General features: G+C 52.8%; 10 protein-coding genes. 9 read left to right on the top strand and 1 reads right to left on the bottom strand.

The window, feature by feature from the left end; genetic code table 11:
• The first annotated feature begins 121 nt into the window (after positions 1-121).
• From ACFOTD_RS16110 to ACFOTD_RS16070, 9 genes are all read left to right on the top strand, one after another.
• Entirely contained in the window at positions 122-1,249 is a 1,128-nt protein-coding gene (locus ACFOTD_RS16110; protein WP_378120464.1) for an aminotransferase class V-fold PLP-dependent enzyme, read from the top strand.
• A 40-nt stretch (positions 1,250-1,289) separates the two neighbouring features.
• Positions 1,290-3,389 (top strand): beta-galactosidase trimerization domain-containing protein, encoded by a 2,100-nt coding sequence (locus ACFOTD_RS16105; protein ID WP_378120462.1) that lies wholly within the window; start codon positions 1,290-1,292, stop codon positions 3,387-3,389.
• Positions 3,390-3,449: 60 nt separating this feature from the next.
• Complete coding sequence (locus ACFOTD_RS16100) at positions 3,450-5,135, top strand: extracellular solute-binding protein (protein WP_378120460.1); 1,686 nt, start codon at positions 3,450-3,452, stop codon at positions 5,133-5,135.
• Positions 5,136-5,249: 114 nt separating this feature from the next.
• On the top strand, positions 5,250-6,110 hold the full coding sequence (locus ACFOTD_RS16095) for an ABC transporter permease (protein ID WP_378120458.1): 861 nt from the start codon (positions 5,250-5,252) through the stop codon (positions 6,108-6,110).
• 26 nt (positions 6,111-6,136) lie between these two features.
• Positions 6,137-7,030 carry a carbohydrate ABC transporter permease gene (locus ACFOTD_RS16090; RefSeq protein ID WP_378120456.1) on the top strand — a complete coding sequence of 298 codons (894 nt, stop codon included), beginning with the start codon at positions 6,137-6,139 and terminating at the stop codon, positions 7,028-7,030.
• Positions 7,031-7,070: 40 nt separating this feature from the next.
• On the top strand, positions 7,071-8,090 hold the full coding sequence (locus tag ACFOTD_RS16085) for a zinc-dependent alcohol dehydrogenase (protein ID WP_378120454.1): 1,020 nt from the start codon (positions 7,071-7,073) through the stop codon (positions 8,088-8,090).
• Between the two features lie 44 nt (positions 8,091-8,134).
• Complete coding sequence (locus tag ACFOTD_RS16080; protein ID WP_378120452.1) at positions 8,135-9,349, top strand: Gfo/Idh/MocA family protein; 1,215 nt, start codon at positions 8,135-8,137, stop codon at positions 9,347-9,349.
• A 13-nt stretch (positions 9,350-9,362) separates the two neighbouring features.
• On the top strand, positions 9,363-10,550 hold the full coding sequence (locus tag ACFOTD_RS16075; protein ID WP_378120450.1) for a M20/M25/M40 family metallo-hydrolase: 1,188 nt from the start codon (positions 9,363-9,365) through the stop codon (positions 10,548-10,550).
• Positions 10,551-10,907: 357 nt separating this feature from the next.
• Entirely contained in the window at positions 10,908-11,660 is a 753-nt protein-coding gene (locus tag ACFOTD_RS16070) for a C40 family peptidase (RefSeq protein WP_378120448.1), read from the top strand.
• 404 nt (positions 11,661-12,064) lie between these two features.
• Here ACFOTD_RS16070 and ACFOTD_RS16065 read toward each other — a convergent pair whose 3' ends face one another.
• On the bottom strand, positions 12,065-12,400 hold the full coding sequence (locus tag ACFOTD_RS16065; RefSeq protein WP_378120446.1) for a ribosomal protein L7/L12: 336 nt from the start codon (positions 12,398-12,400) through the stop codon (positions 12,065-12,067).
• Between the last annotated feature and the right edge of the window lie 64 nt (positions 12,401-12,464).

Raw genomic sequence — 12,464 nt, 5'->3', positions numbered from 1 at the left:
TCCTTATTAATATCCGCACAAACCGACAAAAAAAGATTTGACTATCTTATTTTTTCGGAAGTATAATGTAATTAATAGAATATATTATATATAATAATTAGAAATTGAAATGAGGTACCCCATGGAATCCTTAGTGGACAAAAGTTTATTTAATGGCTTGCAGAATAAAGCCTGGTTATTTACAGGTGCCGAAAGCCCTCCGTTAAAAGCTGGTTTGGAAGCGGTTTCGCAATACTTGCACAATCGAGAGCTTGGTGCGAAAGGAAGAGAACGCAACCAGGAGATCGAATTCCAATGCAAGCAACAACTGGCTGCAATGCTGAAGGGGAAAGCTTCCGATATCGCGTTGTTATCCAATTCGTCGGAAATTATCTCGATGATTGCCCAATCCCTTGTATTCAAGGAAGGCGATAATGTCGTGATCAATACGTTGGAGTTCCCATCAGGTGTCCTGCCGTGGTTGCTGCTGAAGGAGAAGGGACTGGAAGTCAGGGTCGTGGAGCATGCCGATTGGCAGATTTCGGAGCAAGCCATTCTAGACAAAGTGGACAGCAGAACAAAGCTGGTCGTCACAAGCCAGGTTAGTTACTTATCGGGTGCGAGACTGGACAGCAAGAAGCTCTACGGACAACTGAAAAATACCGGGACGCTCTTGTTGCTGGATGTAACACAATCGTTGGGCGTCGTACCAGTCGATATGAACGATGCCGACTTTACTGTTTGCAGCTCTTATAAATGGCTTTTGTCGGTTCACGGAGTTGGTATACTAGGGATTAATCCGCAGCGCATGGACGTGATCAAGCCCAGCTTGATCGGCTGGAGAAGCGTGAAAGGATTCAAGGGCATATCGCAATCCCCGTCCTTCGAGTGGATGGAGGATGCCAGGAGGTTCGAGTGGGGTTATCCGAACTATGCGGCCATTTATGCTTTGAATCAATCGGCGGCTTTTCTGAACACAATCGGCATCGACAGCATCGAGCGTCATGTATTGGATTTGGGGCAATACTGCCTGCAACGGATGGAAGCTTTGGCCTTTGAACGCATGACGCCGATCGATCCGGCCAAACGTGCCGGCAACATCTGTTTCTCTTCGGACCAGGGAGAGGAAATCGCAGAAGCGCTGTACAAGAGAAACGTATACGTCATGGGAGGCGACGGCCGCTTTCGCCTATCGATTCATCTTTTTAACGATAAGAACGATGTAGATAGGGCAGTGGAAGCGTTGGCCGAAATTACGGCCGCCGGCTGAAGAGCGAAGCTTAAACTCTGTTGGGCAAGGGGCGGTCGAGATGGAACGACAGTGGTACGAAACAAGCTATCGCCGAAGTCTTGTCGATATGCATATACCGGACTGGGACGAACGCTTTCTGGCGGAGTTCGAGAGCGAGGAATATATTCGTTTGATGGCGTTGGCCAAAGTGGATACGGTATACATCTATGCCACCTCCTGCGTGGGTCTGGCCAACTATCCGGCCAAAGCCGACAATGGGCATAAGGGGCTTGCGGGCAAGGATATCGTCGGCGAAATCACGACCCTTGCCAAGAGCCGGAGCATGAATGTCGTTGTCTACTATAATATATGGTCGAAATGGGCCTACGATCATCATCCGGAATGGCGCGTGGTCAGCGCGAAAGGCAAGGGCACTGCGGATTACATGTGGGACCAGCCCGGCCGTTACGGCGTCTGCTGCATTAACTCGCCGTATCGCTTGTTCGCCTTGGAGCAGATCGCGGAGCTTTGCGAGAACTACACGTTTGACGGATTCTGGATCGATATGATCCTGTTGCCGCAGACGATCTGTTACTGTGCGGACTGCCGCAAACGGTATTACGAAGAAACCGGGATCAGCGAGCTGCCAACCGTCATCGATTGGGACGACGCGGGTTTCGTCGCCTTTCAACGGCGCAGGGAAAGCTGGTTGAACGAATTTACCGGTTTGATCGCGGAAACCGTTTCCCGAATCAAGCCGACGGCTTCCATCGGCTACAACGTAAGCTCCTATTCTGTCGGTTGGCAAAGCGGCGGCAACAAGGACTTCTTCAACTACAACAGCTATTTAAGCGGTGATGTGTCCAGCGATCCGCTGACCGTCTCCTATACATGCAAATTGTTTCACAGCTCCAACCCGAAGCATGCCATGGAATTCATGACATCGTTGGCAGATTCGAATTTGCTTGAGCATACCATCATGAAAACCAAGGACCACCTGCGGGCGCAATTATTTCTGACGATTGCACACCAGTCCTCCTTCGGCTTCATTGACGCCATCGATCCTGCGGGTACCCTGAACGAGAAGACGTACCTGATGATGGGCGAGCTGTATGACGAGTTGATTCCGCTGGAACCTTATCTGGATGCGTCGGCGGCGTTCTGTCAGGACGTGGCCATCTATACGAACTTCGAGTCGCTGATCGATATTGGCGACAACCGCAAGGAAACCAGAGAAGTGGAAGTCGGTATGTCTCCGCACTTCATCGCTTCGATGAATGCCGCGAAATCTTTGATCAACGCCAATATTCCGTTTGGTGTTATCAACAACCTTAGTTTGTCCAAGCTTGATCAGTATCAGGTTGTCATTCTCCCCGATTTGCTCGTGATCGGCGCGGAAGAGGTACAAGCGCTCAAGCAGTACGTGGAGCGGGGTGGAGGTCTCTACGCCAGCTTTAATTCCTCGCTGCTGGACAACGAAGGAAAGCGGCATCCCGATTTTCTATTGTCGGAAGTACTGGGCGTATCATATGTGGGCCGGACACAGGAGAATGTCACGTATGTCGCACCCAAAGGCAGGGGCGAAGGGCTTCTCCCGGATTATTCCGTTAAGTATCCCTTGAGCATGACCAGCGATCAATTGCTGATTACCGCCCATGCTTCAGCCGAGATTCTGGCCACGCTTGCGTTACCCGATCTGGATCCGCGCAACGTTCACCGGTTCTCATCGGCGATCAGCAGTCCGCCGGAAATTGAAACCGACTATCCTTCCGTCGTATCTCATTCCTATGGTCTCGGGAAAACGATATACGCGGCTGGACCGCTGGAAAGAATGGAGAAAGAACAACAACGCAGATTTTTCATTCGCATCATAGAAAGTCTGATAACCAAACCGAAAAAGTTTATGACGAATGCGCCCAAAGCCGTTGAACTGACTTTGTTTCATCAAGCTAACAACCGTCGATTCGTCATGCACGCCGTCAATATCCAGAAGGAATTGCCCAACATTCCGGTCCGCAATATAGAGGTGAAGATTTTGCTGGAATTCGCGCAGCCCGAAGCCTTGCAGATCATCCCTTCAGGGCTGGCGCTCGATTATCGATTCGACGGACGATATGTGGCGTTCGAATTGCCGCTGCTGGTAACCCACGTCATGATCGTATTGGACTATGGCGCGTAATCTTGGTTTAGACTCTTGAGAGTTTAAATAAATAATTTATGGGACAAGGTGGGATGTACAGTGAAAAGAACAAAGGGGACAGCACTCGTACTGACTTTGGTATCGGCACTCCTTCTATCGGCCTGCAGCGGCAACGAAGCGAACAAAAACAATGAAGCGACGTCCGCTGCTTCGTCCAGCCCGGCAGCCTCTTCGGCGGCAAGCACCGGCAAAACGGCAACGGGCAAATACGAGCCGTCCATCGAGGTGACGACGGTACGGGACCAGATTCTGAACCTTAAGTATCCCGATGGAGACTCCATTGAGAATAACGTATGGACAAGAGGGATCGAAAAGGAACTGGGCATCAAAATCAAGTATGATTGGGTTGGCAGCGGAGATTACGATCAAAAATTAAGCATTATGCTGGCTTCCGGGGAAATGCCGGATTTCTTCAAGGTGACGGACGCGCAGTTGCAGGATTTGATCGCCGACGATCTTATTGCCGATCTGACCGACGCCTACGAGAACAATATTTCCGAGACGGCCCGCAAATACATGGACGAGGGCGGCGAGTTGTCCTTCAAAATGGCTTCGAAGGACGGCAAGCTGATGGCGATCCCGTTCAACGCCGGCGCCGTCGAACAGAGCCCGGTACTGTGGATTCGCGAAGACTGGAGAAAGAAGCTGAACTTGCCGGAACCGAAAACCATACAGGATGTACTCGCGATGGCAAAGGCCTTCACCAACGACGATCCCGATCAGAACGGCAAGAAGGATACCTTCGGATTCGCTCTCGCAGCCAAGGATATGACCACCTTCAAGCAGTTTGCGACCGGTTTCCTCAATAGCTATCATGCTTATGTCGATACCTGGGTGAAGACGTCGGACGGTAAATTGGTTTACTCCAATACATTGCCTGAGATGAAGACCGCGCTTGAGAGCCTTGGACAATTATTCGGCTCCGGAGAAATGGACAAGGAGTTCGTTGTCAAGGATTATGTGCAAGGCAACGATCCGATTATCCAAGGAAAAGCGGGCATCTTCTACGGATTTTTCTATAGCGGAGGCTTCCCGCTTCAAAACCTGATCTCTGCCGATCCAAAGTCGGAATGGAAGAGCTACCCGATTCTTTCCGCGGACGATCAACCGGCGCGGCCGCAAGGCGGAGCAAACGCGATCGCGTATTGGGTTGTAAACAAAAAAGCCGAGCATCCGGAAGCGATCGTCAAGCTGCTTAATTTCTGGATGGAAAAGTTCTATACGAAGGACGATGCGACTTTTGCCGAATACAATACAAGCGCAGACGGCAGCGGCATCTGGCAGAACACCCCGATCCAATCCAACAGGGCATTCAAGAATCTGGACGGGCATCTCAACTTGTCCGCAGTTCTGAAGGGCACGAAGCCGGAGTCCGAGCTGACGCCCGAAGAGAAGACGAATTTGACGAGTGTAAAGAAGTATCTGGATGGCGATGTCAGCTTCTACTGGGTGAATCAAATCTTCGGAGAGAACGGCTCGTTGCAGGTCATCGATACGTACAAGCAAAACGACCTGGGCTTCAACAACGCTTTTTACGGACCGCTGACGGAAACGATGAAGAACAGATCGGCTTCGCTTGAGAAGCTGAGTCTCGAAACGTTCACGAAGATGATTATGGGTTCGGCCAAAGCCGGCGATTTTGATACCTATGTCGCCAATTGGAATAAAGGCGGCGGCGAACAAATGACCAAAGAAGTGAACGAGTGGTATGCGGCTAACCAATAAAGATTAATTTGTAGAAGACACCTTCGGGCGGTTGCGCCGCTCGAAGGTTCTCTCTGAAGCAAGGGGGTACCCATTATTTTCAACAGAAGGACATCCGAGCTCCCGCTCTATATCATGCTGCTGCCTGGCGTTATACTGGTGTTTATCTTCTCGTATATCCCCATGGCGGGGATGACGATCGCGTTTCAGAAATTCCGTCCGGCAAGGGGGCTTTTCGGCAATCAGGAATGGATCGGGCTGGGCAATTTCACCTATCTGCTGGATATGCCGGATTTCAAGCAGGTCATCGGCAATACACTGATCATTGCGCTGGCCAAGATTGTATTGGGTATTGCAGCTGCTCTGATCGTTGCACTCTTGTTAAATGAATTGAAAGCATTAAAGTTTAAGAAATTTGTCCAAACGTCGATTTATTTTCCGCATTTTATCTCATGGGTCATTCTTTCGGGCATATTGATCGAAGTTCTATCCCCGGAATCCGGAATCGTGAATGCCGTGATCAAGTCTTTCGGCGGATCTTCGATATTCTTTCTCGCCGATAATCGATGGTTTCCTTTCGTACTGATCCTGTCGGATGTTTGGAAAAACTTCGGCTACAGCACCATTGTATTTCTGGCCGCGATCACTTCGATCAATCAGGAGCTGTACGAGGTCGCCAAGTTGGACGGGGCGGGACGCTTCAAACAGATGCTCCATATTACTTTGCCCGGCATGATGCCGATTATTGTGCTGGTCTCTTTGCTGAGCATCGGCGGTGTACTGGATGCCGGCTTCGAGCAGGTGTTCAATCTATACAACCCGGCCGTATACGCAAGCGGAGATATTATCGATACTTTTGTATATCGGACAGGTTTGCTGGAAGCGCAATTCGGCGTTGCGACGGCCGTAGGGGTGTTCAAGTCCTTCGTATCGCTTTTCCTTATTTCGACTTCTTATCTTTTGGCCTACAAGCTCATTAACTACAGAATTTTCTGAGTCCAGAAGGAAAGGAGGAGAGGGTGTTGCGTCTCGCCTCAAGAGGATCGGGGAAATGGGTGGACTATGTCCTCGTCATTATTTTGCTTGCTATAGCCCTGTTATGCCTGCTGCCGATCGTTCATATATTTGCCTTGTCGCTCAGCTCGAAGGTCGCTTCGGATTTGGGCAGGGTATCCTTGTGGCCGGTCGATCCGACGCTTAGCGCCTATAAATATGTGCTGTCCAAGCCGGAATTTTTCGCTTCGTTCTATGTGTCTGTCCAGCGTGTGCTGTTGGGACTTGCGATCAATATGACTTTGGCGGTTCTTGTCGCTTATCCTTTGTCGAAGGAAACATCGACTTTTCGATTGCGGTCGTATTTTGCCTGGTATTTCGTCATCACCATGCTCGTAAACGGCGGACTTATTCCCACGTATATGACGGTTAAGGAATTCGGACTCATCGGTTCCATTTGGGCTTTGGTTATTCCCGGCGCCGTTCAGGTATATAACGTCGTGCTGCTGCTTAACTTTTTCAGGGGACTGCCCAAGGAGATGGAAGAGTCGGCATTCATCGACGGCGCCGGTCATTGGAGAGTGCTCGCATCCGTCTACATTCCGTTGTCTCCGGCCGTACTGGCGACTATTGCCCTGTTCACCATGGTCGGGCATTGGAATGCCTGGTTTGACGGATTGATCTATATGAAGTCGCCGGACGGGTATCCGCTGCAAACCTATTTGCAATCGTTGCTCACCCACCTCCAGAATGAATTGCAGTCCAACCTGGCTGCCGGGAATTTAGCCATTCTGGATCAAATAACGGAAAGAACGGCGCGCGCCGCACAAATCTTTCTGGCTACGCTGCCGATTCTGCTGGTGTACCCATTTTTGCAAAAATATTTTATCAAAGGCATTGTAATGGGCAGTGTGAAAGGTTAGTTATCTATGCGTTTTGACGCCCAATACAAGGAGGTCGACTATGAAAGCGCTGGTGTGGAGTGCCGCGGAGACGATGGATTGGGAGGAGCTGGAGCGCCCGGCTCTCGGGAGCGACGAAGTCCTTGTGCGTGTGGAGGTTGTAGGGATTTGCGGTTCCGAGATCGAAGGCTATTTGGGCCATAACAGCTTGCGGGTACCGCCGCTGATTATGGGACACGAGTTTTGCGGGATCGTCGAAGAAGCCGGCGGCGCGACTGGCGAGAGCTGGACGGGCAAGAAGATTGTCGTTAATCCGTTGCTCTTTTGCGGGAAGTGCAATAGCTGCACCAAAGGACTGACGCAGCTGTGCGAGCAAAGAAAGATCATCGGCATTCATCGACCGGGTGCGTTCGCGCAGTGGGCGATTGTGCCGGTCAGCGCCTTGGTCGAAGTTCCCGCGGGCTTGAGCGCAGCGAACGCTGCGCTGGCGGAGCCTCTTGCTTGTTCGCTGCGCGCGACACGCCGGGCGATGGAGCGGCATCCCTTCGCGAATGTCGTGGTCTTCGGCGCCGGCGGGATCGGAATTCTCTGCGCGATGACGGCGAAGCTGCTGGGAGCCGCGAAGGTCATGATTGTCGATACGAATGCGGAGCGGCTGAATATGTGCCGAAGCATCGGTATAACGGAAACGGCGAATGCCCGGGAGGATCGGCTGGAAGATCGTGCACGCGAGACGTTCGGGTCCAAAGGGACGGATGTCGTCATCGACGCGGCCGGCTTCCAACCGACACGGGAAACGGCTGTCAAGCTGCTCAATCCGGGCGGAACGTTAATGAATATCGGCCTGGGCATCGACATTACAGAGCTGCCTATCAATTATACCATTCGCAGTGAAATCGAAATCCTCGGTTCCTTCTGTTATACACGCCGTGACTTTCTCGACGCCGTCGATCTCTTGATCGCCGGGAAAATTACCGGATCGGGTTGGACCGAAAAGCGTCCGTTGTCGGAAGGCCATCGAGCGTTCGCGGATTTGGTCGCCGGCAAAGTGACTTGCGGTAAAATACTGTTGCAGCCCTAAGCGGAGGCGTAAATACCCTGCGCAACGGGGGTGGGGGGAAGACGTTGAAAACATATGCGGTAGTAGGCACCGGCGGCAGGTCTTTGATGATGTTTGCGATCCCATTTGCGGAAGAGCTGAAGCCGTATGCCGCACTGGTCGGCGTATGCGACATTAATCCGGTTCGCGCCGAACGGTTCAGCGACAAGGCGAGAGGCGCGCCCGTCTATGCCGACTTTGATCGCATGCTTGAGGAGACGCAGCCGGACACAGTCATCGTCACGACGCCCGATCATTTGCATGACGAATATATTATTCGCGCCTTGGAAGCCGGTTGCGACGTCATCTCGGAAAAACCGATGACCACGGATGCAAGCAAATGCAATGCGATCCTGGATGCGGAGCGGCGTACGGGAAAAAAAGTGACCGTCACTTTTAATTGCCGATTTATGCCTTATGTCGTACGCGTAAAAGAATTGTTAAAGGACGGCACGATCGGCGAGCTGCTCAGCGTGAATCTGGAATGGTCGTTGGACAAGCAGCACGGTTCGGACTATTTCAGGCGCTGGCATCGCCGGATGGTCAATAGCGGCGGCCTGCTGGTTCACAAGTCGACCCACCATTTCGATATGGTGAACTGGTGGTTGGACGACGAGCCGGAAGTCGTCAGCGCCAAAGGCCGGCTGCTCTTCTACGGACCGACGAGGAAGGAACGCGGGGAGCGCTGCACCGCTTGCGAATATGCGAACACCTGCGAGTTTTATTTCGACTTGTCGGCCGATGCATTTATGAAGGAAATGTACCGGGACGCCGAGGGCGTGGACGGCTACTATCGCGATCAATGCGTGTTCGGCGAGGACATCGATATTTACGACACCATGTCTCTTAGCGTGCAGTATTCCCGAGGCGCTTTGCTGACTTATTCGCTCAATGCTTATAGTCCGTACGAAGGCTGGAAGGCAACGTTTGTCGGCACCAAAGGGAGAATCGAAGCGCAGGATTTCCATAGCGGATTCGAAGCGAACGATCCCTCGCAGCGCATTAAGCTGTATCGCGCCAACGACGAGCGGACAATTCTTGAATCGCAAAAAGTGACAGGCTTGCACGGCGGCGGAGATCAACTGCTAAGAAGGATGTTGTTCGCGCAAGACAAGCCGGATCCGTTGGGACAAATGGCCGGCTCGCGTGCCGGCGCCATGTCGATGATAATCGGCGCGGCCGCGAATGTGTCGATTGCGGAAAACAGGCCGATCGCCGTCAAGGATTTACTAGTCGAGTAGGGGAGGGCCAAGTATGCAATCAGCCGAGCGGGATGACGCCGTTCATCCGGCGGTGAAGATTCTCGACGACCTGCTGCGCATCCAAAGCGTGAACCCGCATTACGGCGAGGATGCCCGCGGCGAGCGGGACGTCGCCGATTACATCCAAGCACGCTTGACGAGGGCAGGACTGAAGGTCACAAGGCAACCGGTCGCCGCAGGGCGTGACAATATTATCGCCGAACTCCGCGTAGGCAAACCGGAGTCAGCCTTGCTATTCGAGGCCCATATGGATACCGTCTCCATCGGCAACATGCGGGACGCCCTGATTCCGACCTATCGCGAAGGCAAATTGTACGGACGGGGAGCGTGCGATACGAAAGGCGCATTAGCCGGCATGATCCACATGATGGAGCGCTGCGCGGCGCATCCGGAACTGCTCCATGCTGATCTGGTGTTCTGCGCATCGGTCGACGAGGAGTACGCGTTTCAAGGATTGACAGCTTTTATGTCGTTGGATATACCCTTGTCGGGAGCTGTCGTGGGGGAACCGACCGAGCTCGGCATCGTGGTCGAGCATAAAGGCTGTGCCCGATTTTCCGTTCAGACGCAGGGAATAGCCGCACACAGCTCGGTTCCTCACAAGGGGGACAACGCCATCTATGCCATGACCGATGTGATCGAGCATGTGCGAAAACGGATCGAACCCGATTTGGCGCTGATCGGCAGTTCGCTGTGCGGTCATCCGACGATCGTCGTCAGCACCGTTGCGGGCGGCAGTCAGATCAATATCGTACCGGAAGCCTGCGAGATTCGCATCGACCGTCGGATCGTTCCCGGAGAGAGTCCGGAGCAAGTGCTGCTGGCTTTCGAAAGCGACCTGAGAGAGAAGCTTCCGCACGTCCGAATTTCCGTTCAGCCGCTGTTGCTCGATCCGGCGTTAAACACGCCGCACGACGCTGCCGTCGTTCAAACGGCCCAGGGCGTCGCCGAACGGCTTGAACTCAGTCCGGCGCTGCGCGGCGTCTCTTACGGTAGCAATGCCAGCAAGCTGCAGGCGTGGAGGGGGATTCCTTCCATCGTATACGGTCCGGGCTCCATCGAGCAGGCCCATTCCGCGGAGGAGTGGGTTCCGGTCCATGAAGTCGTTCAAGCAGCGGAGTTTTATTACCGAATGGCCTGTTGCTATGCCTATACGCCAAAGGGAGATGGAGCAGGCTGAAGAAAGAAATCATCAGCACGGATAAGACGCCCACGGCAGCCGCATAACCTTTTGCGACTTGCGCTCTCTTCTCGGCCTGCTCGATTTTTCGTTCCCCATTTCGCAGGCCGCACCTCCTCTTTTTTAGCTCCATTTCGAGCTTTTGATCCGCATCCGCGACGTGCTTGCGATAACCAATCGTGATAATAATTGGATGTAGAGGAACAAAGTTAGAAATTTCTAACCATATTTTAATAAATAACGAAATTTAATGACCGAACGGAGTTTTCTTCTCTTGGTGGGAATATTTATGTTGTTTCGAATGTGCTATCGTGGGTTCCGAGGCACAAACATACATACATCTCGGGAGGAACTCACATGTCTAAAACCAAACCTGCTTTTCTGCGTCGCATGCTGGCTGTCGGCCTATGCGCCGCAATCGGTCTTGGAGCCGTCGCGGCAGGACAAGCCGTTTCCGCGCCCAAGGCGTCCGCCGCCGCTTATTATGATACGAAAATAAAACATGGCGTGAACCTGCGGGTCAGCGATTCGTCAAGCTCGGGCGTCATCCGGATGATCGGCGCAGGCGAGTCGGTCCATGTCGTCGGTCAAGCGAACAGCTATTGGCTGCATGTATTCGATCAGAAGGGCAACTCCGGTTATATCTCGTCTAGCAGCGAATATACGAATTATGTCGGCGGCGGAGGAGGAGGAAGCGCGGCGCCCTCCGGTGGTGGAAGCGGCGCGAAGGCCGACCAGGTCATCGCAATCGCCAAGAGCTACATGGGTCGCGTCAGCTACGACTACGGCACGCGCAATCCGTCCAGGCTGATCTTCGATTGCTCCGCGTTCACCCAGTTCGTATTCGCCAAAATCGGGGTCGACCTGAAGTGGGGGACGAAATCCCAGAAGACCGCCGGCTCCTATGTGAGCAAGGGCAACCTGGTCAAGGGCGATCTCGTATTCTTCGATACGATCGGCAGCAATAACGGCGTCATTAATCACGTCGGCATCTACATGGGCAACGGCCAAGTCATCCACGACACTCCGTCCGTCGACGGGCTCCTGATCAGCTCGATCAACTCGGGCTTCTGGTCGACGCACTATGTAACTGCGCGCCGCGTGCTTTAATCGCGGCATTCCTGAATAAAAGCCTGCATACGTGCAGGCTTTTTGCCGGTTTGACGAGCTTAAGCGGAAATGCCTGCAAATCAGCAGGCATTTAACTGTGAAGCCCGAAATTCCAAAGGAAAAGAGAGAAAAGCCTGCAGATTCGCATCTTTTCTCGATCAAGGTTTGTCATACACGAAAAAGGATGTCAATTTGCAGGTTTTCGTTTGTTATGCCTCAAGTAGGCAAATCTCGCACGGGGGAAGCGTCGTCCGATCGCACATCGCTCCTGCGGGGCTCCCGAGGGGGGCGCGGTCCGTTGTGAGTTCAGGCGGCAACCTGGGAGCCTTCTCCGGTTGCGGTCCGGCGAGATGATTGGCTTTCGTCGTCGCGGCGCATCATTTCGATGCAAAGTGAAGGGAACGCTACGGTCGCATCGTATCAACGTAATCTTTGGCATCCTTCAGTGAGAGACCTGTAGCTTCCCGCAATACCTTTATTGCCTCGATCCGCTTGCCGCCTGTGACCAAATGCTGCAGCCGCTCCTCCAACTCGGAGGTTAGCTCCATCGGACTTAAGGGAGGCGAGGCGGGGGAATCGGCGGCAGTCTGCTTGGCAACGGGATATGCCTCCGGCCTGCCTTCCAGACGGGCAATATCGTATTTAAGCTCATTCAAGCGGGCGTGAAGGCCGATAAGTCTGATCATCAGAATAATGGATATTAATAATGAAATGAGAGCCCAGACTTCTGCGCGGTCCATTACGTATCCCCTTTCTCAATAATGACTCTCCCAAGCTTGGGATCACACCTATTATAGCAATTAA

The organism is Cohnella sp. GCM10012308, assembly GCF_042649185.1.
Classification (GTDB): Bacteria; Bacillota; Bacilli; order Paenibacillales; family Paenibacillaceae; genus Cohnella.
Note: the sequence above shows the minus strand (reverse complement) of the source record. Positions and strands in the feature narration are given on the sequence as shown.

Coding starts and splice junctions, on each gene's coding strand:
- ACFOTD_RS16110 (WP_378120464.1), top strand. CDS start 122: ATGGAATCCTTAGTGGACAAAAGTTTATTTAATGGCTTGCAGAATAAA.
- ACFOTD_RS16105 (WP_378120462.1), top strand. CDS start 1,290: ATGGAACGACAGTGGTACGAAACAAGCTATCGCCGAAGTCTTGTCGAT.
- ACFOTD_RS16095 (WP_378120458.1), top strand. CDS start 5,250: ATGCTGCTGCCTGGCGTTATACTGGTGTTTATCTTCTCGTATATCCCC.
- ACFOTD_RS16085 (WP_378120454.1), top strand. CDS start 7,071: ATGAAAGCGCTGGTGTGGAGTGCCGCGGAGACGATGGATTGGGAGGAG.
- ACFOTD_RS16075 (WP_378120450.1), top strand. CDS start 9,363: ATGCAATCAGCCGAGCGGGATGACGCCGTTCATCCGGCGGTGAAGATT.
- ACFOTD_RS16070 (WP_378120448.1), top strand. CDS start 10,908: ATGTCTAAAACCAAACCTGCTTTTCTGCGTCGCATGCTGGCTGTCGGC.
- ACFOTD_RS16065 (WP_378120446.1), bottom strand. CDS start 12,400: ATGGACCGCGCAGAAGTCTGGGCTCTCATTTCATTATTAATATCCATT.